The organism is Amycolatopsis palatopharyngis (assembly GCF_003385185.1).
In the GTDB taxonomy this organism is placed as follows: Bacteria; Actinomycetota; Actinomycetes; order Mycobacteriales; family Pseudonocardiaceae; genus Amycolatopsis; species Amycolatopsis palatopharyngis.
On sequence record NZ_PQHZ01000003.1, the window covers coordinates 106,766 to 130,271 of the forward strand.

Below are 23,506 nucleotides of genomic sequence, written 5' to 3' on the forward strand. Positions count from 1 at the left end.
TGGAGGAATAGCCCGTGAGCGATGCTGAGCAGATCATGGAGGTATCCCTTCGGTTCGACTGGCGTGTCGACCCGTTGTGGGTGTCCATCGACAACGATATTGCCGACAACTACGGCCCGGGCGACATCACCGAGATGGTCTCGCTCAGCGCCGAGCTGCGCGCGGCGATCGCCGAGTGGAACGATCGGATGCAGAGCACCTACGTGGAGGAGCAGCCGCAGGACTCGGGGTTCAGCGACCCGGAGGACGAACGAAATTCATCGCCGACGGTCGGGAACTGGCGCGACGGTTGAAGGGCGAGGTTGGGCCACACATGCGAGTCGAGTACTCACCTCTCGGCGGCTCGACTGAAGTCATCGAAGCGTGATCCTTTGACGACGATGGAGGAATGACCGTGAGCGGTGCTCTGTAGGCATCGGTGAGACGAGAAAGTTGAAGCCTCTGCCATGACGGATGCCGAACTCACTGTCAAGTTGCGGTTCGACTGGGGTACCGGCCCGTTCTGGGTTTCAGTCGGTGATGACATTCCCTACGACGTTGACATTGACGACCTCTCGGAGGTTGTCGTGCTCAGTGACGATCTACTCGCAGCCGTCGCCGAGTGGGACGACCGGATGCAGAGCAACTACAACGATGATGCTCCGCAGGACATCGGGATACGCGACCCGGTGGAAGAGGCGAAGTGGGTCGCGGACGGCCGGGAGTTGGCGCGGCGGATGAAGGGCGAGATAGGTCCACATGTGCGAGTGGAGTACTCACCTCTCGGTGACACGGCCGAAGTCATCGAGGCTGACCCCTTCGGCGATGCAGTTCGGCTTTGCCTGACCCTTGTCGCCACACCGGCCCCTGGCCGTCGGCGCTGACGAAGTTGATACCCGTTGTGACACGCTCGGGAAACCGGGTGCGACTTCCGGCGAGGTCGTGGGCGACGATGGACCTCGTCGTCGATCACTAGCACCGACAGTGAGGGAGCCCGATGTCTGACGCCTACCCCGAGTTCCAGCTCCGCCTGCCGAACGGAGGTCCTGTGGCGCGTGGGCGACTTCTCGAGGAGATGGGTAGCCGTCGCAGCCGGAAGTTCCTGGTGCTTGCGGGATCGCCGGTTCGTGCCGAGGTGTCGCCGTCGTTTTCCACGGAGACCAAGGCCTTTGCCAGGCTCCGCGAGAGGCTTGTCGAGGACGGCCGGATCGTGCCATCCCAGAAATGGCGCGGATTCCTGGAGACCGCCGAAGACATCAGCTATGAGTCTCCCTCGGCCGCGGCAGCGGTTCTCGTCGGTCGCAACGCAAATGGCCCCAGATCGTGGCGAACCGTCGACGGGCGTCCGCTGAGCGAGTTCGTCGAGGACGCGCAGCTTGGTCGGAACCGGACGTGGCTGGTGCGCGGCTCCAACGTGTCCGGCCTCGATCTGGTACAGCGTCTGTGGTTGCCCGAAGGGCAGGTCAGCGTCGCTGCCGGACAACTGCGAGAGGTCGAGCAGGGCATCAGCAAGTACCAGCTGCGCACCGTCGTAGAAGAGGACTACGAATTCATCCTCACCTACAGCCAGCGGACCCACTTGGTCGACGAGCTGCACACCTTCCTGTCGAAGATGAAACCGGGCGACACCGTGTGCACGATCTCCAACGGCCAGCTCTACGTCGGAGAGGTCACCGGGGACGTTGAGCAGGTCGCCTCCGAGGCAGGCCGATCGAATCTGTGGCGCCCGGTCGAGTGGCAAGAAGTGTCGTTTGCCTACCACGAGCTACCCGAAGAGCTTCAGCAGAAACTGTCCGTCCAGCACGACGTCGTCGACCTCACCGCCGTCGCAGGCCTGGTAGCCGGACTCGGCCGAACTGACGAGGAACTGGAAGACGAGGCGCGGGACTGGGACGGGGATGCGAGCGCGGAAATCGCTGCTCTTGCTCGCCGAGAGCTGGAACTGCCCGAACCGACGGACGAACTCGCCAACGAGCTGCTGGTCCACGACGTGGAATGGTTGCGGGAGCTGCGAGAGCTGCTCTGGGACGACCGCCAGCTCATCCTCTACGGGCCACCCGGCACTGGTAAGACTTACCTGGCGCTCAAACTCGCCGAATACCTCGGTGGTGGCCCGGAACAGGTCAAACTGGTGCAGTTCCACCCCTCCTACGCCTATGAGGACTTCTTCGAAGGGTTCCGGCCACAGGAGGATCCGCAGACCCGGGAGGTCGCCTTCCGGATCACTGCCGGCCCGCTGAGGGAACTCGCCGACCTCGCCTCACGCGAAGGCAACCGCCATGTCCCGCACTTCCTCGTCATCGACGAGATCAACCGCGCCAACCTCGCGAAGGTGTTCGGGGAGCTGTATTTCCTGTTGGAGTACCGCAACAGATCGGTGCGGCTGACGTACTCGGGCGACGACTTCGCGCTGCCACCGAACCTGTTCGTCATCGGCACCATGAACACCGCCGACCGTTCCATCGCCCTCGTGGATACCGCGATGCGCCGCCGCTTCTCGTTCGTCGAGCTGTCACCTCGGATCGAACCGACCAGCGGACTGCTGCGGCGCTGGCTCAAGCGGGAAGGCCGCGCCCCTGAGCCCGCCGACCTTCTCGACGCCCTGAACTCCCGCATCGCCGATCCGGACTTCCAGGTGGGGCCCGCCTACCTGATGAAGAAGGGGGTCTACCGCGACGGCGGGCTCGAACGCACCTGGCGCACCAAGATCCTCCCCCTCCTGGAGGAACACCACTACGGCGAGGGTGTCAACGTCGAGCAGCGTTATGGACTGCGGTCGCTACGCACGGCCATCGCACCCACCACTGGAGCCGACGAACCGGAACCAGCATGACGACCGTCGAGATCGCCGAGCACGGCACGCCGCAGTCGGTGCCGCTCGACGACGTCACGGGACGCGCCCTTTCCAATAGCGGGATAATCGACGCGGCCGCGGATCCGAACGCCACGGGACGGTGGCGGCTCCGCGCCAAAGGCAAGGTCGGTGTGGCAAACATTCAGCTGCCCGACGGCCACGAAGTCACTCTCCGGATCCGCCCCAAGATTCCCATCGCCCGCCTGCTCTTCCTGTTGGGTTACAGCCGCAGCCCGAAGGGGTGGCGCAACGAACACGTGCAGGTGGACGAGGAACGGGAACTGCTGCCCGCGTTCGCCCGCCTGTTCGCGCTCCAGGCCGCGAGAGCGCTCCGTCAAAGGCTACTCAAGGGCTACCGCGACGTCGAGGAGACCGTCCTGGTCATTCGTGGTCGTATCCGCCACGCCGAGCAGGTACGCCGGCACCACGGCAGACTCATCCCCCTGGAGATTGCCCACGACGAGTACACCGCCGATATCGCGGAGAACCAGCTCCTGCGCACAGCTTGCGAAGTGCTCCTCCGCTCGCCGGGCGGTATTCCCGTCGACGTGCGAGTCCGACTACTCCGCTTGCGCGTCGCCCTGGCCGACGCGACCCCGATCGCTCGCGGCCTCACCCTTCCGGCGTGGCGGCCCAGCCGACTCAACACTCGGTATCACCACGCACTGCGCCTGGCCGAGCTCGTCCTGCGAAACGCCTCGATCGAACATCGACCCGGCGATGTCACCGTGAACGGCTTCCTGTTCGACATGGCCCGGGTCTTCGAAGACTTCGTCACCACGGCGCTGCGCGAAGCGCTCACCGGACACGGCGGCCACTGCATCGTGCAGGCAACGCACCACCTCGACGAGCACAACGCGATCCGCTTGATCCCCGACTTCGTCCGATACGCCGAGAACGGCACTCCACTCGCGGTGGCCGACGCGAAGTACAAAGCCGAGAAGCCCGAAGGCTTCCCCGACGCGGATCTTTACCAAATGCTGGCCTACTGCACGGCGCTGGACTTGCCGGAGGGCCACCTCGTTTACGCCAAGGGCTGGGACCAGGCTGTGCCGCACGGCTCCCACCGAGTCAAGAACGCGGGCATCACCATCCACCAGCACGCCCTCGAACTCGACCAACCACCCTCCGGGCTGCTCCACGACATCCAGATGGTGGCCCAGCGGCTCGGGCGCAGAGATCCAGCACCGCAGAATGGCGCCGGAGTCTCCATGGAGACGACCGTCAGTGGCGGACAGACGTGAGGAATGCCGACCAGGCGTCACCAGCGACTTCGAGGTGCCCAGCCTGTCGGTCTTTCGTGTCTCGAACCCTGGCTTGTGTGGGCGCTAGTGTGACTTCGACGCAGGCGGTCTCCTGCTGGCTGTAGCTCGATTTGCGCCACTTGTCCTGTGCGCGATGCACACTCACTACATGTTCTCCACTTCTTTGATGACATCGGCGATGAACTTCCGCGAATCCTCGGGGCTCATCGCCAGTTCCTTGCGGAGGGTTTCGGCAGCGCGCCTGTAGTCCTCCACGTCGTGCTCGTTGTATACGAACGAGCTGGACCGGTAGGGCTCCAGGTGCACGATCGCTGGCGACTCGGCGAACTCGTACAGAATGAACGGACCTGCCAGCCCTGGATGCCAACCCCGATCAATCGGCACTGCCTGCACGGTGACGTTGTTCGGCGCTTCCGTCAGGCTGCCCAACTGATGGATCATGATGTCGTTTCCGCCGATAATCTGGCGGAGCCCCGGCTCGCCGATGACGGCATGGAACTCGACGGGGTTCCGGCGCGTGAGGATGTCGCGGCGGGCGATGCGAACGTTCAGTTTTGCCTCGTCTGGTCCAATCACCGCGCGGGCATACTCGGAGGTCTGCAAGAGACCGGGGATGCTCCACGGCAGCCACTCGGTGATACACACAGCGGTGCGCTCGCACTCCAGCACGCCCATCATCTTCTGCGACACACCAGGGACGCCAGCGGTGAGCCAATCGCTGTCTCCCGCGTGACGTGCGAGCTCGACGATGCGAGCGCGCTCGGCGGCGTCCAGTCCGATGCCGGTCACAACCACGAGCACGTCTTCGACCTTCGGTAGGCGATGACCGTTCTCCCACTGCGACACCAGTGTGTGCGAGACGTTGATCTGGCGAGCTAACGCACGAAGCCCGATATTTCGGGACATCCGCGCTTCGCGCAGTGCGGCGGCGAGTGCGCGCGCCCTCGGCGTGCCAGTGGTTGCAGCCATGAACCAGAGGGTAGCGGACAGCTCACCAAGCAGGTTCGCCTGAACGAGTTCTTGCGAGCTGGTTGCGTAAACGCAATAGTGGTTGCGCAACCACTTATGGCCGACGCCCTGGAGCCGATGATGGAGATTCTGTATCCCGCGCTTGTACTGCTCGTGCTGCTACCTCTGGCGCACCAGTTCGTCAGGACTTCGAACCGGGGGAAGCAGTGATGGGTGCTCGAATCATGGTGGAGATGCCGCACGTGCGGCCGGTCATCGACGGGAGATGGCACATCACCAACCTCACGCGTTGGCCGGCCCCCGGCGCGACCGTGACCACGATCTGCGGGGTATCCGAGACCGCCGAGTACTCGGATACCCCACCGCAGGAAGTCGTCAGGACCTGCTGGCACTGCGACTTCGTCTACCGCAAGGAAGCCGGCATTCCCTGGTACGGATCGAGTCCGCACCCTGCGACACAAGCCGAGGAGCCGAGCCGATGAGAGACCATGACCGGGGGCTGCTGGCCCGGGTGGCACGGCTCAACGACATGGCCGGTCAGATGGTGCTGGCGATTCTTGGTGACCGAGACCGGTGTGACCCCGAGCCCGCCCGGCTGCGAGCCCTGGGACAGACCTACACATCACTGGGTGCGGATTTGATCGACCGTGCCGACGAACTGGACGGACGCAACCCGCCTCGGGTGATCAACGTCCAAATGTAGCTCCCGGTCGCCGCGACTGCCCCGACCTTTCACGGCGGCCGGGTTCCACGAAGTCACGTGTTGGCCCACCTGCCCATCGCGGCCGTAGGATCGTCAACCATGCCCCAACTCGCCTTCGCCAACAGCTTCTGGGAGAACTACGACCGGCTGGAGAAGCAAGTCAAGGCCGGAGTTCGCAAGGCGATGGCAAAGTTTCAGCACCTCACGATCGCCGAGTTGTATGCGGACAAGGGCGTGCATCTGGAATCGGTGGACAAGGCGCGCGACGAGCGGATGCGGACCATCCGCATCACCGACTTCTGGCGCGGCGTCGTACTTGCCCCAGACGACGGAAGCGACATCTTCCTGTTGCTGAATGTTGTGCCGCATGACGACGCCTACACGTGGGCGGCCAAGCGCCTCTACACCGTCAACACTGCGACACGTGCATTGGAGGTGCGTAACGTCGTCGCGATCGAGCAGTTGACTCCTTCATTGGAGGAAGCGGCTGCGACCGCACCAGTTTTGCTGTTCGCCAGCTATTCGAACACGGTGCTGCGCGACCTCGGCATTGACGACCAAGTGCTGCGGGCCGCGCGGGCGATCGCCGACAAACCTCAGCTCGAAGCCTTCGGCGGTGTTCTGCCGGAGGATCAGTTCGAGGTTTTGCAGTTCCTCGCCGAGGGCTTCTCCCCAGAAGAGGTCTACCGCGACGTTGTCACCGAGCGCCGGCCTGCCGACGCCACAACCGACGAGAGCGACAGCCTGGCGATGGCCATCGTCAACACCGCCAGTCGCATCACGCTTGTCACCGGCCCCGACGAACTTGCCGACATCCTCGACAAGCCGTTCGCGGCCTGGCGGGTGTTCCTCCACCCATCACAGCGGCGCGTCGCGTATCGAGTCTCGTTCAACGGACCGGCGCAGGTCACTGGCGGCCCGGGAACCGGAAAAACGGTGGTCGCTCTGCACCGGGTCAAGCATCTGCTCTCTCGGTCCCCGAACAGCCGAGTGTTGCTCACGACCTTCACCAACGCGCTCGCAGGGATGTTGCGCGAGAACCTGGCGTTGCTGCTCAACGATGACGAGCAGCTGGCGCGAGTCCACGTCACCACGGTGGATTCGTTCGCGAACCGGGTGGTGCGGGACCATTCCGGGCCACCAGCGCCGCCGATCACCGACGCCGACGAGCGACAGATTTGGCGAAGGGTTCGCCGTACGCTCGATCTGCCGTGGACCGAACAGTTTCTGGCGCAGGAGTTCCGGCACGTCATCCTCGCCCAGCAGGTGAACACCGAAGACGAATACCTGCGGGTCGACAGGCGCGGCCGGGGCGCCGCGGTCCGGGTGCGGCAGCGAAAGCAGCTCTGGCAGGCAATGAACGCCTTTGCCACAGAGTTGCACGCCGCGGGTAAAACCACGCACTTGCAGATTTGCGTCCATGCATCCGAGCTGCTCAACGCGGGCGACCCAGGTGGACATCGTTACGATCACGTCGTTGTCGACGAAGCCCAGGACCTGCACCCGGCGCAGTGGCGCGTATTGCGCGCCGCCGTTGCCGAAGGCCCGGACGATCTATTCGTCACCGGCGATCCACATCAGCGGATCTACGATTCCCGAGTCTCGCTCCGCTCGCTGGGAATCTCCGTTGCGGGACGCAGCAACAGACTGCGGATCAACTACCGCAGCACCGCCGAGATCCTGGCGTGGTCCACCGAAGTAATCGACAGCTCGCAAGTCGAGGAACTCAGCGGCGACGGCAGCGACACCCTGGTCGGCTACCGCTCGCTGCTCCACGGAAGACGACCGCACATTGCCGGACACGCCAACGAGCACGCGGAGATGACCGCGCTGATAAACCGTGTGCGGGAATGGATCGATCAGGGCGTCCTCCCCAGCGAGATCGCCGTGTGTGCGCGGTTCAACATCTTGTTGGACAAGGTGCATGACCGGTTGAAGGATGACGGCATCTCCGCAGTGCGAGTCAAGGAACGTCCCTGTGCGGACGTCGAAGGAGTGCGTCTCGCCAGTATGCACGCGATGAAAGGGCTCGAGTTCCGTTGTGTCGCCGTGGTGGGAGCAAACGAGAGAGCCCTGCCGTTCACCAAAGAGATCACGCCCGTGGACGTGGACCCTCAACAGCACGCGAGCGACATGCTCAAGGACCGCTGCCTGCTTTTCGTCGCGTGCACCCGGGCACGTGAAAGACTGGCCGTGTCCTGGAGTGGCACGGCCAGCCCGTTCCTGCCTGTCGCTTCCGGTTGATCTTGATTGTGCCGTTACCCCCAGTGCAGCTCCTGGTATTCGATCATCTCGTCGCCGTGAAGCTGCTTGCAGGCGTTGCCGATCCGCACCCAGAAGTCCGTGGCTCCGGCGTTACCCGTTGGTGCCTTGGCGAAGACCGGCTTCCCGGAAGGCACAACCAGGACGACGCAGACGTCGAGGCCGTCGACGTCCTCGAAACGGATGTTGACCATCCCGGCCGTGGACACCGAAAGATTGGTGTCGAGCAACTGCCGCAGGAAGAGCTCGTAGCCGTCGCGGTTGCCGCGGTTACCGAGGGTCTTGTAGTCGAGATCAAGGCCGAGGACGGTGCCTTCGTCGTTGACGCCGACGAGCAGCGTCCCGCCGTCCCCGTTGAGCAGTCCGCACACCGCCTTGACGATGATCTGTTCCATCTTCTTGTCGGCCTGACCCGCACGGAGATTCCAGCGCGCGCTGGACTTGTACTCCAAGGTCTGCGACTCACCGGACTCGAGCAGGTCGGCGAGCGTAGCGTCGTGGCCCGTCGGTACCTGGTTATCCCAAAGGGTCGAGAAGCCGTCCCGGATCACCTTGGCCATCAGGCTGCGGCGCTTCTCCAGGAAGGTCGCATAGTCCAGCTGCTCCCAGCCAATCGGCAGGGCATGCCAGTAGTTGTGTTGCTTCCATCGTCCGGGCGAGAGCTGTGCCCGCATCCCTGGCAGGTACTCGAGCGGATCCTTCGCGGCGGCCCCGGCGTTGTCCGGCCAGTCCAAATAGGCCATATTCGCTATGGCGTTGACCTGCCTCGACTCGGTGTAGCCAAGGCCGGCGAGATGTTTCTTGGGGAACAGGTGGTGGCGTTCGATGGATCGAGGGGCACTCGTGCCGGGGGAGGTGAGGTCGCGAATCCGCTGGTCGCTGAAGAGCAGTTCCGCGTCCAACAGGTTGAGTGCAGCCCAGTAGGCGTATAGCGCTGGCGAGCGCGACGCCGAGGTGTCGAGGCTGCCGGGGAGCTGGATCTCCCAGAAATCACCGGTGAGGTTGGCCCGCACGATCCGATCGAGTTCGGCGCAGAACGCCTCGCCGTCGCCGGCAGGCAGGTCGCCAATCCTGGCCAGGTCCGATTCGATCTGGCTCTCCGGTGAGGAGGTGTAGCGCCTCGTGGTGTGCGCCATGAAGAACCAGCGAGCGATGACCTTGCGGAGGGTCTTGACATCGAGGCGGAAGTCGCGGCGCCCGATCAACCACAGGATGTAGGTGTACACGAGGGCGTTCTCGGACGTGACCATGCGCTTGTTGCGGAACCCTGAGTGCGCGATGGCCTTGAGAAACTCGTGCCAGTTGGTGAGGTCGAGAACCTGATCCTGCGCCTCACGGAGGCGCTCGAACTGTTCGGCACGACGCTCGGTGCTCACCGTTGCGGTGTCGAGGTCCTTCCCCCGCAGGATGTTGTAGATGTTGCTGAGACGCCCGCGGCGGAAGGCGAGACCCACCCCCGCGCGCAGCAACTGGTCGGGGCTGGGGTCGATGAACGGATTCGTCGGCGAAGGTCCGGGAATGCTCCGGTCGACCGCCGCGCGTGCGAACTGCTCCAGCTGCCGGCGCCCTGACTCCCAATGCACGGACATCAGGGTGAGGATGAAGTCCGCCTGGTTGAGCTGCACGCCCTCGGAGTTGATCCGGACGAAGATCTCCGCGACGTTCTCCTCGTTGGCGATATCCGTCAGTTCGACTACCTGGAAACGGAAGTTGGCGAGGTTGCTGACCCGGTGGATCCTCCCTTGGAGGAGGTCGTCCTCCTCATCCGTGAGTGGCGCAACGCGGGCGGTTTCGAGGCGAGCGACGTAGTCCTTGATTGATCTGAGGAGGCTTCCCTCGAACAAGGCTGTGATGTCGGGGATGAGCTCGGGATCGCGCTTTGAGGTGGCGTCAGCGACCTCGAATGTCTCATCGGAGGGCCGGAACGCGATCTGGATCCGCTTCTCCTCGAAGTTCTTGGTCAGGATTTTCCGACCGGTCAGCACGGCGTACAGGGACGTCAGTCGCTGCTGGCCGTCGACGATCAGAAGTTTGGGAACCCGGTCGTGCTTATCCCCGCCGACCGGCTTGGTCCCGACCTCCGCACCGGTTTCCCACAGCATCAGGGTGCCGACCGGGTACCCCCGGTACATCGAGTCGAAGAGGTCACGGACCTTCGTCGACGACCACACGAATGGGCGTTGGATGTCCGGCAGCGCCAAGTTCCCGTGCTTGATGTCTTCGACGAGATGAGTCAACGAGTAGCCGGTGTCGCGGTACAGGGTCGTCATGCCCGGTGATCCTAGATTGCAGCCCGACTGACTGGGACCGCCGCCAGCGTGTTTCTGGCGGACCCGCGACAACTCGGAATCAAAACGCACGGACACCCTATTGACCTAATGCAGGAGCTCATCCGCACCGGGTGACGTGTCACCGTGGGTTGGTTGCTGGCTTAACCCGGACCAAGCGAATCACAGAGTCGTTCAGTGTTGTCGGCAGCAGTTCCCGGCTCGCGCTCGATCGTCGGCTGGAGCAGGTCCTCGCTCATCCATCACCCCCATGAATAGGGCGGAAGCCTAGCAACAGGCGCAGGGCGTAAGTCCACTCCGGACGGCCGCCTGTCTGGCTCAGGTGACGGCGGCGCGGACCTGGTAGCGCTCGTCGCGCCAGGCCTGCGTCGCCAGGACCTCGCGGAGGACCTGCACGGCGTCCCACACGTCGGTGAAACCCACGTACAGCGGGGTGAAACCGAACCGCAGCAGGTCGGGGGCGCGGAAGTCGCCGATGATTCCGCGCTCGATCAGCGCCTGCATCACCGGATAGCCATCGGCGTGGCGCAGCGCGACCTGGCTGCCCCGTTCCCGGGCATCCCTCGGCGACACGACCTCGACTCCGTGCTCGGCGCACTCCCTGTCGACGAGTGCGATGAACAGTTCCGTCAACGCCTCGCTCTTGGCGCGCAGCTCGGCGAGGTCGACCCGGTCCCAGACGTCCAGGCTCGCCTGCAGCGGCGCGTAGGAGAGCAGTTGCGGTGTGCCGGCCCGGAACCGTCCGATACCCGGCGCGGGTTCGTAGCCGCCGACGAACGCGAACGGGTCGGCGTGCCCGTGCCAGCCGGACAGTGGCTGCCTCGCCTCGTTCTGGTGCTTGGTGGCGACGAACGCGAACGCGGGTGCTCCCGGCCCCCCGTTGAGGTACTTGTAGGTGCACCCCACCGCGAAGTCGGCCGCACAGTCCTCGAGGTGCACGGGTAGCGCTCCCACGCTGTGGCACAGGTCCCATACGACCAGCGCCCCGTGCCGGTGCACCTGCTCGGTCACCGCCGCCATGTCGTGCAGCCGCCCTGTGCGGTAGTCGACGTGGCTCAGGACCACCACCGCCACGTCGTCGTCGAGCACATCGTCCAGCCCCGGTTGCCCATCACCGATGAGCCTGCGCTCGTAACCCTCGAGCAACCCCGTCGCACCCTCCATCACGTAGAGGTCGGTCGGGAAGCTGCCCGCCTCGGCCACGACCACCTTCCGGCCAGGGCGCATACCCAGCGCCGCTGTGAACACCTTGAACAGGTTGACCGAGGTCGAGTCGCACACCACCACCTCACCGCTGCCCGCGCCGATCAGCGGCGCCAGCCGGTCGCCGAGCGTGAGCGGCAGGTCGAACCAGCCCGCCTCGTTCCAGCTGCGGATGAGGCCCTGCCCCCACTCGACGTCGACCATCTCCCGCACCCGGGCGCGGGCCCGCCGCGGCAGGGCCCCGAGCGAGTTGCCGTCGAGATACACCACACCGTCGGGCAGGACGAACTCGTCCCGCAGCTGCCGGAGCGGGTCCGCCTCGTCGAGCTGCTCGCACTCCGAGCGGGTCCTGGGAACGTTCACACCGATACCTTTCACGTCAGCGATCAGATTGTCAGCAGGTCGTGTCCGACGACGACCTCACCGTCGAACCCGGCGGCAGCGCGTTCGCGCCAGGTCTCGTCGGGGATGTCGGCGTCGGTGGGCACGAAATGGGACAGCACCAGCTTCTGCACGCCCGCTGCCCGCGCGAGCCCGCCCACCTGGTCGACGTCGGTATGGCTGGCGAGGAGGTGTTCGCGCAGCGTCCGGCCGTTGAATCGCGACACCATTTCATCGACAGCGGGCAGGTACATCACCTCGTGCACCAGCACGTCCGCACCCTGTGCGAGACGGACCAGGTTCTCCGAGGGGGCGGTGTCGCCGGAGATGACGATCGAGCGGTCGGCGGTATCGAACCGGTACGCCAGCGCCGTCCTGATCGGCGGGTGGTGCACCAGCGTCGCGGTGACCCGGACGTTGTCGTCCTCGTGCACGACCCCGCCCAGTTCGACGTCATGCGGCACCACCAGGTCGTCCAGCGGGGGTAACCCCTCGTCGCCGATCCGGGTGTCGATGTCGAACCGGTTCATGGCGAAGAAGTGCTTCGTCATCTCCGCCAGTGGCGGCGGCCCGTACGCGTCGACGGGGTGCTCGAGGTTGGCCGCCCAGGCGAGCAGGAACAGGTTGCCGTAGTCGGCGTTGTGGTCGGAGTGGTGGTGGGTGAGGAACACGCCCCGCAGCGAGCTCAGCGGAACTCCGGCGTGCACCAGCTGGCGCGCGACCCCGTTCCCGCAGTCGACGACGTAGGCGGCGCCGTTGACGACGACGACCTGTGCGGGGGCGCTTCGGGTTCGTTTCGGGGCGGGCCCGGCGGCGGTGCCGAGCAGGATCAGGTCGGTACTCACAGTGCTCCTTCCATGGTGGCCGGCTGGGCGTGGCGGGCGCGCAGGACCGCGGCGACGTGGCGCCGCCTCGCCAGCCACAGCCCGAGGCCGAGTGCCAGCCACACCACCAGCGCGACGGCGATCGACGTGGTCACCTTGGTCACCAGCAGGTAGGTCTGCGCCGCGAGCACGCCGGTACCCAGCACGGCGATGACGAGGTGGGTCCTGGCCCCGAGCTTGAAGGGGGCCGCGGCGTGCAGGTCCGGATAGCGGCCGCGCAACCGGTACGAGGCGATGATGATGATCGCCAGCATCGGGCCTGCCGCGATGGACGACGCCTTGGCGATGCCTTCGAGACTGAGCCCGAACAGCACCGGCAGCACACCGATCACATACAGCAGGAACAGTAGCCAGTGCGGCGTTCCGAACCGTTGGTTGACCGCCCCGAGCCGCTTCGGCAGCCAGCCGTCTCCCACTGCCGCCAGCACGGGTTTGGTCGCCGTGAGCAGCAGGGCGTTGAGCGCTCCGACGACCGCGACCACGGCCCCGCCGAGGACGAAGAACGCGAACCCGCCCGAGGGCAGCAGGTGCTGGGCGACCACCGACATCGGCTTGCCCGCCACCTCGGAGACCGGCAGCACGCCGGTCGAGACGATCGCCATGAACACGTAGAGCAGGCCGGCCATGGCGGTACCGCCGATCACCGCCAGCGGGATGTCTCTGCCCGGCCGCTTCATCTCGTGCCCGATCTCGGCAACATAGCTACCACCGGTGGCGGCGAAGGTCAGCAGTGCGGCCGCCGCGACGAAGTTCTCGATTCCGTTTGGTGCGACATCGGCGAGAACCTCCCAGTGCACCTGGGGCACGCCGACGAAACCGTAGAGCAGGAACGCGGCCAGCATGACGACGGAGAGGCCGATTCCCAGCCGGTTGGAGAAGGTGGCGCCGAAGAGGTTGGCGAGGAAGAAGATCGTCATCACCGCGAGCGCCATGGGCGCGACGGGAACCGAGGGCAGCAGCGCGTGTACCGAATTGGCCGCGGCCAGTGCGAGCAGGCTCAGCTGGATGGTGACGAGGATGGACAGCCACATGGTGGCGAACCCGGTCGACGGTGAGAGCAACCGCGCCGCATAGCTGTAGCGGCCACCGACCAGGGGCATGGCGCTGCCGAGCGCGACGATGGGTAGCGAGTAGACGATCACGGCGACGGTCGCCAGCGCGTAGGCCAGCGGTGTACCGCCCCCGGTGAGTCCGATGGAGATGCCGGTCAGGGCGACTACCCCGGCGCCGACGACGCTCTGGAAGGAGACGCCCAAAGCTTGCAGCAGTGTGATGTCGCGTTTGAGATGTCGCTCTACGCCCAGCGGGGATTGTGCGGGAGATGCCATGTCGACCTCACTGTCCTGTGGCGAGTGTCCGCAAAAGGTGTGCCTCAGCGTGGTCGGCGAGCAGCCGTGGCGAAACGTGGGAGAGCACGAAGGCGCGGCACTCCTTTCGTTGCAGAACACCAACACGTCCCATTATCCGGGAAGGTCGGGGGGTTAGGCTGACACCGTGCCCGAAGCAAACCAGGACCACGTGCGGCTTGACCGGATAGTGGACACGCTCGGACAGTCCCTGGTGTCCCTGGCGGCGCCCCCGGACGGTGAGTTCGCCGAGGTGACGACGATCGTCATCCATGACCCGCATGATGCCCCCGACTGGCCCGCGGGCGCGCTCCTGTTCGCGGTCGGTCTGCGCGGGCCCGTCGCCGTGGCGGAACTGTTGCGGCGGGCAGGAGAGCGGAACCTCGCAGGCGTCGTGGTGAAGGCGCCCGCCCCGGTCGACAGGACCGTTCGGGCCGCGGCCGCCGAGAGCGGGGTGGCTGTCGTGGAACTCGCGCACGACGCCTCGTGGGCCTACCTGTCCGACGCAGTACGGGCACTGCTGGCAGCGGGGCGGCTCACCCCGGCCGACACCCAGCTGTCCGGGCTCGCGGCGGGGGACCTGTTCGCTGTGGTCAACGCGGTGAGTGCGCTCCTCGGCACGGCCGTGTCGCTGGAGGACCGCACCTCACAGGTGCTCGCGTGGTCCGCCCGCCAGGAGGAGGTCGACCAGGCGCGGATCGAGGGCATCGTCGGCAGGCAGGCTCCGCAGTGGCTCACGCACTCGCTGAACTCTCGCGGCGTCTTCCGCGCGCTCGACGCCAGCCAGGAGCCGATCTACGTCGAGTCGATCTCGCCGGGAATGCTGCCGAGGATGGCGATCGCGGTACGCGCCGGCGCCGAGGTGCTCGGTTATCTCTGGGCGGCCGTGCGCGAACCGTTCCCGGCAGCTGTCGCGCGGGAGTTCCTGGAGATCTCCAAGGTCGTGGCGATCCACCTGCTGCACTACCGGGCCCGCCTGGACGGCCAGAACACGTTACGCGCCGACCTCGCCGCGAGTGTGCTGCACGGCGGCGAACAGGCGGGGGACGCCGCGGCACGGCTAGGCCTCGCGGGCGGCAAGATCAGCGTGCTCGCCGCACAGACCGTCCAGGAAGGACTCGATGTGGCCGGCGAGGTCGCCCTGCGACGCATCGCGGACTCGTTCACCGTGCACCTGGCCGCATTCCATTCCAGGGCGGCCGGAACCGTCGTCGGTGAAGTGGTCTATGTCCTGCTGCCGTGGCCGTCCGCCATGACCGTCGCCGAGGTACGGACTCGCTCGGCGCAGCTGGCGACCGACTTCGCCGCCCGCCTCGGGGAGCGCGGTGACGTGGTGCTGGCCGTGGGTGGAGTGGCGGACGGCCCCGACCAGGTCGAGTACGCCCGGATCGAGGCCGAGCGCGTTTTGCGGGTCCTGCGCGAACAACCGGACGCGCCCCGGGTCGCGGCCCTGGCCGATGTGCAGCTACCCGCCCTGATGCTGCGGCTGGCCGACCTGTTGCGGGCCGACGGGCAGCGGCTACGGGGCCCTGTCGAGACACTCGCCCGCCACGACGCCGAGCAACGAACGCGGTTCACGGACTCGCTGCGGGCCTACCTCGACGCCTTTGGCGACGTCAACGCCGCGGCCCGTCGGATGCACGTGCACCCGAACACCTTTCGCTACCGGTTGCGCAGGCTGTGTGAGCTCAGTGGCCTGGATCTCGCCGATGCGGACGCCCGCCTGCAGGCCCACGTGCACCTGCGCATGATCCAGCTGGCGGGCGAGGACATCTGACGAAGATCGAGTTCACTGTGGATCGATGACCTCGTGCACCGGGACGTCCGAGTCCTGCGCCAGCGGTCCTACGTGCTGGTCGCGGCGGTGGCCGGTCGTGGTGCGCGGTCCTCGATACCGAAGAACCGCAGGGCGTTCTCTCCGAGGATGCGGTCCCGGTCCGCGCGGGTGAGGTGGTCCGCGGCGCGCACCAGCTCCCCGGGGTGCTCTTCGCCGAGCGGGAACGGATAGTCGCTGCCGAGCATGATCCGGTCGGTGCCCATCACCTCAGCGAGCAGCCGGAAGGCGCGCGCGTCGAACACCGCGGAGTCCAGGAAGAAACGGTCCAAGTAGGACGAAGGTGGTTGCGCCGAATCCGCCCGGACGATGTCGCGGCGCCGCCACGCGTTGTCCGCCCTGCCCAGTAGGTAGGGGAAACTGCCGCCGCCGTGGGCGAAGCAGAGCCGGAGGCTGGCGGGCAGCTGCTCGAAGGCGCCGGACAGGATCAGGCTCAGGATCGTCAGCTGCGTTTCGGTGGCCATCCCCACCAGCCAGGGCAGCATGTAGCGGGACATGCGGTCGCCTTCCAGCATGTCCCACGGGTGCACGAAGACGGCCGCCTCCTGCTGTGCGCAGTGGGTGAGGAACTCTCTGATCGCGCCGTCGTCGAGGCCGCGGGTGCCCACGTGGTTGCCCAGGTGCACCCCGACATGGCCCGTGGCGAGTGCCCGGTCGAGCTGCTCGCAGGCCCGTTCGGTGTCCTGCAGCGGAACCTGGCACAGCGGCACCAGCCGGGTGGGGGCCTGTGCGCAGAAATCGACGATGCGCTGGTTGACCAGTTCGCACCAGTCCGCCGACCGGGCGGGGTCCTCGGCGTAGCCGAACATGATCGGGGTCGAGGACACCACCTGGATGTCGACACCGGTGCGGTCCATCTGCGCCACGCGCACGGCCGGGTCCCACAGCGGCGCGTCCACCGGCCGGTAGTCCGCCGCACCGCTCATCATCATGCCGCTGCCGCCCGGGTCGACGCGCAGCCAGGGGCCGTCGGTGTCGTGCAGGATGCGGGACTCTTCCTGCGAGAGCGTGGGAAAAACGTGGGCGTGGACGTCGACAACAGTCACTGGAGTGCTCGGTTTCCTTCCGCTATGGGATTCGTCAGCGCCCAGCGGCGGGTTCGGGTACCGGCCGCAGCGCCTCCGGCCATTCCCGGCCGGGATGCACCACACCGCAATGCGGGCAGGTGCGCTGTTTCTCGTCGGAGTAGAAGGCCGAGAACACCGGCGGCAGATCGTCCACGATGGACTCCAGCTGCAGTTCCGAGCGGTGCACGAGGTGATGGCAGGACATGCAGTACCACTCGACTCCGTCGAGCGAGCCCTGCGGCCTGGCGTGCTCCACCACCAGGCCGATGCTGCCCGCCTCCGGCCGCTGGGGGGAGTGGCGCACGTGCGGCGGCAGCAGGAACACGTCGCCCTCCCGGATCTGGATGTCGACCGGCGGCGTCCCGTCCTCCTCCATCACCCGCAGCACCATGTTGCCCTTGAGCTGGTAGAAGAACTCCTCCACAGGATCGTCGTGGAAGTCGGTGCGCTGGTTGGGGCCACCGACGACGGTCACCATCAGGTCGGCGTCCTCCCAGATCTGCACGTTGCCCACCGGTGGCTTCAGCAGATGCTCGTGTTCGGCGATCCAGGCCGTGAAGTTGAACGGTGTGAGCACGTTTTTCGACACCATGGTCGTCATCCCTTCCGATGCGCAGGAGGCAGGTACGCCACACACGCGATCTCGATCAGCAGGTGTGGGTGGGGCAGCTGGTGGACCGCCACGGTCGTGCGGGCGGGACCGGTCTCGTCGAAGTAGGCGGCGTAGACCTCGTTGTAGCCGCCGAAGTCGTTCATGTTCACCAGGTAGGTGGTCACATTGACCACATCGGACAGATCCCCGCCCACGGCGGCGAGCACATCGCGGATGTTCCCGATGACGGCTCTTGTCTGCGCGCGGATGTGCAGATTGGTGGTTCCCAGCTCGTCGACCTCGACACCGTCGAAGCTGTTGTCGGGGCGGCGCGAGCTGGTACCGGAGAGGTAGACGAAGTCGCCCGCTCTGCACAGATGCGGGAAGCGGCCACGCGGGCGCGCCTTTCCGGCCACCGTGACGGCCTGCGATTCGGTCATGTCCTGCCTCCTTCGGTCGTCACCTCGACGTCGCCGAGCCTGCCTGTGCGGACGGCGATGTGCCTGCCCGGTTCGAGCGGGACTGCCGCGGTGGCCGCACCGGCGAGGATGACCGAACCGGCTTCGAGTGTCAGGCCGGCAGCGCCCGCCAGGCGCGCGGCCGACACCACGGAACGCAGTGGATGACCGAGGATGGCCGCGGAGCTGCCGACCTCGGCGATGCGACCGTCCACCTCCAGCACCATGCCGACGTTGGCGAGGTCGCCTGCGAGATCCAGTCCCGTCGCCGCCCGCCATGGTCCGACGCCGAACGCGGCTGACGACGAGTTGTCGGCGACGACGTCGGCAAGGGAGAAGCGGAAGTCGCGGTACCGCGAGTCGATGATCTCGTAGGCCGGGGCGACCGCCGCCACCGCGCGAGCGGCGTCGGCAGTGCCCACCAGCCCGTCCAGGGTGCGATCGAGAAGGAAGGCCACCTCCGGCTCGATCCGGGGATGCACGAAATCCGCGACCGCGACGACATCGCCGTCGGGCCGTCGCATCGCGTCGGTGAGCCTGCCCCAGATCAGGTCGTCCACGCCCATCTGGCGCATCTTGGCCTTGCTGGTGAAGCCGAGCTTGACGCCGGCCATCCGCTCACCGCGGTCCAGCCGCCGCCGCACCAGGCACTCCTGCACCTCGTAGGCGCTCGCGACGTCCAGCGGCGCACGCTCGGTGAGCTGCGGGACGGGACTCGCGTTGAGCATCGCCTCGTCCAGCACGGCCGCGAGCTTTTCCCGATCGTCGGTCATGATGTGGCCTCCTCTCGGGCGAAGGCGGTGCGTACGCTGCCCAGCCCCTCGATCCGGGCTTCCAGAACGTCGCCGGGGCCGACCTCGACCATGGGGCCGAGGGCTCCGGTCAGCACGGTGTCGCCCGCGCTCAGCGGCCGCCCGACCCGCACGAGGGTGTCGGCGAGCCACAGCGCCGCGTTCAGTGGGTGACCGAGGCAGGCCGCTCCCGCGCCCGTCGCCACCTGGTCCCCTCGCCGGTGCAGCGCCATGCCTGCCAGCCGCAGGTCACCTGCCCGGTGCAGCGGAGTCGGGGTGGAGCCGAGTACGTAGAGACCGCAGGAGGCGTTGTCGGCGACCGTGTCGACGAGGCTGATGTCCCAGCCGCGGATTCGGCTGGCCACGATCTCGATGGCGGGCAGCACGAAGGCAACGGCCCGCAGCAGGTCCGCCACGGTATGCCGCTCGTGGGTCAGGTCGTCCTGCAGCACGAGGGCCACCTCGGCTTCCGCCTTGGGCTGCAGCACGGCACCGAACGGGACCTCGGCCCCGTCCGGCACGGCCATGTCGGCGAACAGCATCCCGAAGTCGGGGGTGTCCACGCCGAGCTGGCGCTGCACGGCCTGTGAGGTCAGCCCGATCTTGCGGCCCACGAGCCTGTGTCCCTCGGCCTGCCTGCGTGCGGTGAGCCGCTCCTGCACCGCGTATGCGGTGTCCACATCGGACACGATATCGCGCACGGGGTCCACCGGCTGGTACTCACGGTGGGCCCGTTCCAGTCGGCTCACCGCCTCGGAGACGGCATCGTCCGCGTGATGGGTCCCGGTCGTCACAGTTTCACACACACATTCACTGGTTCGGAGAAGAAGTCGAGAGAGTGCTCGCCGCCCTCGCGGCCGATACCGGAGGCCTTCACGCCGCCGAAGGGAGTGCGCAGGTCACGCAGGTTCCAGCAGTTGACCCAGACGATCCCGGCCTCCAGTTGAGGGGCGACGCGGTGTGCCCGGGACAGTGAGGACGTCCAGACTGTGGCGGCGAGACCGTACTTACTGTCGTTCGCCAGCCGCACGGCCTCGACCTCGTCGTCGAAGGGAGCCACGTGGCATACCGGGCCGAAGATCTCCTCGCGGACCGCGCGGGCATCGGGCGCGAGCCCGGTGAGCACGGTCGGCTCGACGAAGAATCCCCTGTCACGCTCGTCGCCGAAGCGTGGTGCCGCACCGCCGGCATGCGTTTTGGCGCCCTCGCGCTCGGCGAGCCGGTAGTAGTCGAGAACCTTGTCCCGGTGTTCGGCGGAGACCAGCGGGCCCATGTCGGTGCCGTCCTGCTCCGGACGCCCCACCCGTAGTGCCCGGGCGCGCTCGGCGAGCGCGGCGACGAAGTCGTCGAAGATGGCGCGCTCCACGTAGACCCGTTCGGTACACAGGCAGACCTGACCGGCGTTGGTGAACGCCGAACGGACCGTGCCGTCCACGGCCGCGTCGAAGTCGGCGTCGGCGAAGACGAGGGCGGGGTTCTTCCCGCCGAGTTCGAACGACACCGGAGCGAGTCGCTCGGCGACCGAGCGCATGATGGCGGTTCCGGTGGCGGACTCGCCGGTGAACGCGACCGCGTCGACGCCGGGATGGCCGGTGAGCATGGCCCCGGCGCTGCCCTCGCCGAAACCGTGCACGAGGTTGAACACTCCCGGCGGTACGCCGACCGTGTCCATCACCTCGGCGAGCAAGGTGGCCGTGGACGGGGTGAGCTCCGAGGGCTTGGCCACCACGGCGTTGCCCGCGGCGAGCGCGGGAGCGACCTTCCAGGTCAGCAGTAGCAGCGGCAGGTTCCACGGAGCGACTACGGCCACCACGCCCAGCGGGCGGCGGACGGTGTAGTTGAGTGCTCCCGCACCGTCCGGTGTCGGGGAGGTGAAGCTGCGCTCGGGTCGCCCCCACACCAGATCCGCGTAGGCGCGGAAATTGGCCGCCGCACGAGGAATGTCCACCGTGCTGGCCAGTGACACCGGCTTGCCGGTATCGGCGACCTCCGCGGCGACGAACTCGTCGAACCGGTCCTCGATGCCATCGGCGATCCGGCGGAGGAGGGCACCACGCTCCTCAGCCGTGCTGCGGCCCCAGTCGCCGGTGACAGCATCCCTGGCGGCCCGGACCGCGCGGTCGACCGTACCGGCGCCCGCCTCGGGAACCGCCCCGACGACGGTGCCGTCGACCGGGTTCACCAGCGGAAATGTCGTGCCTTCCCGATCGAACCGGCCACCGATGTAGTGTGCCGGCCCGCTCCGTGGCGCGGCCTCGGCTTCCCGCACGCCCACCACCTCCTTCTCAACGCTCGTGCTGACGATCCTGACGGCGAAGGGCATGTCTGGGAAATACTTTCCTCGCCTGCGGACATGCCCATATGGCTATATCTCAAGATGGAGAGGGCCGACTGCGCTTGATGCGAGGAGAACCGGAAGCGCACGAGGTGTTTCTCGATGGGCGACAGTTACTTATGTTGCTGCATTCGTGCCACTCTCGGTAACGATAAGATAACAGGCAGAACCGTGAATCCGGGTGATCGTTGGGATCGGCAGGGCTGTGATCGACGTCATGGCCTGATGGATAAAATCGACCGAAGGAATGATATGCGCAGAGTTCGCACCACTGTAGTTGGCGTACTGGCTGCCATCTTTTCGTTGACAGCAGCTGTGGTCCCAGCCGCCGCTGCCCAGCACAATCCTGTGATTTTCGTGCACGGATGGATGGGAAGCAGTTCGAACTGGGATGCGATGATCGCGGATTTCAAGGCCGACGGATACTCCGACAGCGAACTATACGCTTGGGATTACGACACGGCGCAGTCGAACAAGAACACGGCTGATGAGTTCATCGCCGTCGTGAACGACATGCTCGCCCGGACCGGGGCCAGCGCCGTCGACGTCGTCTCACACTCGATGGGCGGGCTGAACACCCGCTGGTACCTCAAGTTCAACAACGGCACGGCCAAGGTCGACGACTGGGTGTCCCTGGGTGGTCCTAACCATGGCACCACTTCGGCGGACGCCTGCTACACCACCTCCTGTTACGAGATGCGAATTGGATCCGATTTCCTGAGCGATCTCAACGCGGGCGACGAATCGCCGAGCGGTACTGTTTACGGGACCTGGTGGTCACCCTGTGATGAGACCATCAACCCCGACGAAAGTGTCGTTGTCGATGGCGCCAAGAACACCAAGACGGCCTGCATTTCTCATACGGGACTGCTTAGTGATGAAACTGTCTCTCGGCAGGTGCGCGACTTCGTGGCGTAACGGTGGAACGATCCAGTTGATATCTTCCGGGATCATTCTTCGGTAGTTCCTGTTTCGGGTTTGGTCGTCGATAAAGCGCGAGGAGCGCGTGGGTCACGGGTGTCTTGAAAATGCCCTGACGTCACGCGCTCCTCGGTTTCGTCGAATCCAGAAATGGCCTAGGTGAGAGAAACCGGCGCTGAGCCGGCGGTGAGCGAGATATGCTGGTTCTCCACTGGGGGCTCGCCGGACGGGCCTGAGCTTGACCTCCGCCCGAGAGGAGAGCGATGAGTTATTCCGTTCCCGGTCCAGGGCACGAAGGCGGCTTCTTTCGCAGGAAACGGGAGCAGACCGAATCAGTGGTCGCACAGGCCCGTCAGTCCGCCGACCAGCTCTCGGCCGGAACGCGTCCGCCGGACAGGGAGGCGGTCAGCCATCGTCCGGCACGGGAGGAGGAGCGCCGGACCTTCCGCGAACCGCCTGTGCTGGATCGCCTGCTCGAGCACGAGGGGATCCGGTCGGCCGCGCACGCTGCTGGCGATCTCCGGCTCGCCGACCGTGCGCTCGTGGACGTCGTCGGCGATCTTGACGAGCTGCTCGACAGCGCGGCCACCCACCTGCGCGGGACCGGGCGTGGCAGGTCGCGGCAGCACGTGCAGGAAGCACTGCCACATCTCGTGGCGATGTCCGGGGTGGCCGCGCTGCCGCTCGCGGACGTGGCCGAGTTCCTCGGCCTGCCCCGTGAACAGGTCGACGAGGTGTTGCGGACGCTGGCACGAAACGGGGGTATCAGTCCAGCGGAACGGCACCAGGCGCTGCGAAATGTGGAGTGGCTGCGCGAGCAGTTGCGGCAGGTGGAGGTCACCAAGAACCACTCGCTGCTGGAGCGGGTGCTCGAATTCGTCTCGAAGTTCGTGTTGTTGTGGGTGGTCACGATCGCCTCGGCGGCGTCTGGTGCGTTCGCCGTCGAGGAGCCGGTGGTCAAGGAAGTCATCAAGACCGCCGTTGTGGGACTGGTCGCCGCGGCACTGCAACTCGCGGCCAACCACGCACTCGGCGAGCGCGCTAAACGTGACCGGGCGACTGTGGCCGGCAACGCTCACGCCGCACTGCTGGCGGACCTGCCCCAGGCGCACGCCTTATGGGACGCCCCTGCCTACGACGGTGAGCACGTTGTCCTCCGAACCAGGATCGGGATCCGCTGCTGCGTCGCCCGAGTCGCGTCGATCCCGCTGGACTGGCCGGACAAGCGGCGATACTGGGACCTTCTGGACGCGGTCAACGCCGCACTGAACGAGGAATCGCCCGCAGACCTGGCGCGGTTGCTGCGCACCCTCGCCGCGCTGCGCCCGCCCGCGCCACGCTGAACCTGAAATCGCAGGTGTGGCAGGCCCGATC

Annotated in this window: 22 protein-coding genes; 10 read left to right on the plus strand and 12 right to left on the minus strand. The window is 66.3% G+C overall.

Translation table 11 applies throughout. The features are described 5' to 3' along the window. Nucleotides 1–14: 14 nt before the first annotated feature. The 4 genes from D0C15_RS03085 (at nucleotide 15) to D0C15_RS03100 (ending at nucleotide 4,077) form a co-directional block, all read left to right on the plus strand. Entirely contained in the window at nucleotides 15–293 is a 279-nt protein-coding gene (locus tag D0C15_RS03085; RefSeq protein WP_245975534.1) for a hypothetical protein, read from the plus strand. Nucleotides 294–446: 153 nt separating this feature from the next. Continuing rightward, the gene (locus tag D0C15_RS03090) at nucleotides 447–863 is read left to right on the plus strand and encodes a hypothetical protein (protein ID WP_211323068.1); all 417 of its coding nucleotides are present in this window, start codon (nucleotides 447–449) and stop codon (nucleotides 861–863) included. A 113-nt stretch (nucleotides 864–976) separates the two neighbouring features. Beyond that, nucleotides 977–2,812, plus strand: a complete 1,836-nt coding sequence (locus D0C15_RS03095) for a DUF4357 domain-containing protein (protein WP_116040792.1) — start codon at nucleotides 977–979, stop codon at nucleotides 2,810–2,812. Continuing rightward, nucleotides 2,809–4,077 (plus strand): McrC family protein, encoded by a 1,269-nt coding sequence (locus tag D0C15_RS03100; RefSeq protein ID WP_116040793.1) that lies wholly within the window; start codon nucleotides 2,809–2,811, stop codon nucleotides 4,075–4,077. Before D0C15_RS03095 ends, D0C15_RS03100 begins: the two co-directional genes overlap by 4 nt. On the opposite strand, the gene D0C15_RS03105 is transcribed toward D0C15_RS03100, so the two are convergent. Next, nucleotides 4,058–4,243 carry a DUF397 domain-containing protein gene (locus tag D0C15_RS03105; protein ID WP_342768544.1) on the minus strand — a complete coding sequence of 62 codons (186 nt, stop codon included), beginning with the start codon at nucleotides 4,241–4,243 and terminating at the stop codon, nucleotides 4,058–4,060. The genes D0C15_RS03100 and D0C15_RS03105 overlap by 20 nt on opposite strands. Beyond that, on the minus strand, nucleotides 4,243–5,157 hold the full coding sequence (locus D0C15_RS03110) for a helix-turn-helix domain-containing protein (protein ID WP_162829880.1): 915 nt from the start codon (nucleotides 5,155–5,157) through the stop codon (nucleotides 4,243–4,245). The genes D0C15_RS03105 and D0C15_RS03110 overlap by 1 nt, the downstream gene beginning before the upstream one ends. 119 nt (nucleotides 5,158–5,276) lie before the next feature. Between D0C15_RS03110 and D0C15_RS03115 the strand changes: the two genes are divergently transcribed. From D0C15_RS03115 to D0C15_RS03125, 3 genes are read left to right on the plus strand one after another with little or no spacing between them, the layout of a single operon-like run. Further along, on the plus strand, nucleotides 5,277–5,549 hold the full coding sequence (locus tag D0C15_RS03115; protein ID WP_116040795.1) for an HC3 family zinc finger protein: 273 nt from the start codon (nucleotides 5,277–5,279) through the stop codon (nucleotides 5,547–5,549). Next, complete coding sequence (locus tag D0C15_RS03120) at nucleotides 5,546–5,770, plus strand: hypothetical protein (protein WP_116040796.1); 225 nt, start codon at nucleotides 5,546–5,548, stop codon at nucleotides 5,768–5,770. Before D0C15_RS03115 ends, D0C15_RS03120 begins: the two co-directional genes overlap by 4 nt. A gap of 57 nt (nucleotides 5,771–5,827) precedes the next feature. Next, nucleotides 5,828–8,014: a DEAD/DEAH box helicase gene (locus D0C15_RS03125; protein WP_245975535.1), complete on the plus strand. Its 2,187-nt coding sequence runs from the start codon at nucleotides 5,828–5,830 to the stop codon at nucleotides 8,012–8,014. Between the two features lie 14 nt (nucleotides 8,015–8,028). On the opposite strand, the gene D0C15_RS03130 is transcribed toward D0C15_RS03125, so the two are convergent. The 4 genes from D0C15_RS03130 to D0C15_RS03145 form a co-directional block, all read right to left on the minus strand. Then, complete coding sequence (locus D0C15_RS03130; protein WP_116040798.1) at nucleotides 8,029–10,302, minus strand: GmrSD restriction endonuclease domain-containing protein; 2,274 nt, start codon at nucleotides 10,300–10,302, stop codon at nucleotides 8,029–8,031. 336 nt (nucleotides 10,303–10,638) lie between these two features. Then, on the minus strand, nucleotides 10,639–11,886 hold the full coding sequence (kynU, locus tag D0C15_RS03135) for a kynureninase (RefSeq protein WP_116040799.1): 1,248 nt from the start codon (nucleotides 11,884–11,886) through the stop codon (nucleotides 10,639–10,641). 23 nt (nucleotides 11,887–11,909) lie between these two features. Then, nucleotides 11,910–12,749 carry an MBL fold metallo-hydrolase gene (locus tag D0C15_RS03140; RefSeq protein WP_116040800.1) on the minus strand — a complete coding sequence of 280 codons (840 nt, stop codon included), beginning with the start codon at nucleotides 12,747–12,749 and terminating at the stop codon, nucleotides 11,910–11,912. After that, nucleotides 12,746–14,116: an APC family permease gene (locus D0C15_RS03145; RefSeq protein WP_116040801.1), complete on the minus strand. Its 1,371-nt coding sequence runs from the start codon at nucleotides 14,114–14,116 to the stop codon at nucleotides 12,746–12,748. Before D0C15_RS03145 ends, D0C15_RS03140 begins: the two co-directional genes overlap by 4 nt. 166 nt (nucleotides 14,117–14,282) lie before the next feature. Between D0C15_RS03145 and D0C15_RS03150 the strand changes: the two genes are divergently transcribed. Further along, nucleotides 14,283–15,911, plus strand: coding sequence for a PucR family transcriptional regulator (locus D0C15_RS03150; protein ID WP_162829881.1), 1,629 nt, complete (start codon nucleotides 14,283–14,285; stop codon nucleotides 15,909–15,911). 68 nt (nucleotides 15,912–15,979) lie between these two features. Here D0C15_RS03150 and D0C15_RS03155 read toward each other — a convergent pair whose 3' ends face one another. The 6 genes from D0C15_RS03155 to D0C15_RS03180 are packed head-to-tail and all read right to left on the minus strand — an operon-like array spanning nucleotide 15,980 to nucleotide 21,199. Next, nucleotides 15,980–17,014, minus strand: coding sequence for an amidohydrolase family protein (locus D0C15_RS03155; RefSeq protein ID WP_116040803.1), 1,035 nt, complete (start codon nucleotides 17,012–17,014; stop codon nucleotides 15,980–15,982). Nucleotides 17,015–17,048: 34 nt separating this feature from the next. Beyond that, complete coding sequence (locus D0C15_RS03160; RefSeq protein ID WP_116040804.1) at nucleotides 17,049–17,627, minus strand: 3-hydroxyanthranilate 3,4-dioxygenase; 579 nt, start codon at nucleotides 17,625–17,627, stop codon at nucleotides 17,049–17,051. A 5-nt stretch (nucleotides 17,628–17,632) separates the two neighbouring features. Further along, on the minus strand, nucleotides 17,633–18,067 hold the full coding sequence (locus D0C15_RS03165) for a RidA family protein (RefSeq protein ID WP_116040805.1): 435 nt from the start codon (nucleotides 18,065–18,067) through the stop codon (nucleotides 17,633–17,635). Further along, nucleotides 18,064–18,858 carry a 2-keto-4-pentenoate hydratase gene (locus D0C15_RS03170; protein WP_116040806.1) on the minus strand — a complete coding sequence of 265 codons (795 nt, stop codon included), beginning with the start codon at nucleotides 18,856–18,858 and terminating at the stop codon, nucleotides 18,064–18,066. Before D0C15_RS03170 ends, D0C15_RS03165 begins: the two co-directional genes overlap by 4 nt. Next, on the minus strand, nucleotides 18,855–19,670 hold the full coding sequence (locus D0C15_RS03175; RefSeq protein ID WP_116040807.1) for a 2-keto-4-pentenoate hydratase: 816 nt from the start codon (nucleotides 19,668–19,670) through the stop codon (nucleotides 18,855–18,857). Before D0C15_RS03175 ends, D0C15_RS03170 begins: the two co-directional genes overlap by 4 nt. Beyond that, entirely contained in the window at nucleotides 19,667–21,199 is a 1,533-nt protein-coding gene (locus D0C15_RS03180) for a 2-hydroxymuconic semialdehyde dehydrogenase (protein WP_116040808.1), read from the minus strand. The genes D0C15_RS03175 and D0C15_RS03180 overlap by 4 nt, the downstream gene beginning before the upstream one ends. A 114-nt stretch (nucleotides 21,200–21,313) precedes the next feature. Here D0C15_RS03180 and D0C15_RS03185 point away from each other — a divergent pair, with 114 nt between their 5' ends. Both D0C15_RS03185 and D0C15_RS03190 read left to right on the plus strand, forming a co-directional pair. Further along, complete coding sequence (locus D0C15_RS03185; protein ID WP_245975536.1) at nucleotides 21,314–22,129, plus strand: lipase family alpha/beta hydrolase; 816 nt, start codon at nucleotides 21,314–21,316, stop codon at nucleotides 22,127–22,129. 266 nt (nucleotides 22,130–22,395) lie between these two features. Then, complete coding sequence (locus tag D0C15_RS03190) at nucleotides 22,396–23,475, plus strand: hypothetical protein (protein WP_116040810.1); 1,080 nt, start codon at nucleotides 22,396–22,398, stop codon at nucleotides 23,473–23,475. Nucleotides 23,476–23,506 lie beyond the last annotated feature (31 nt).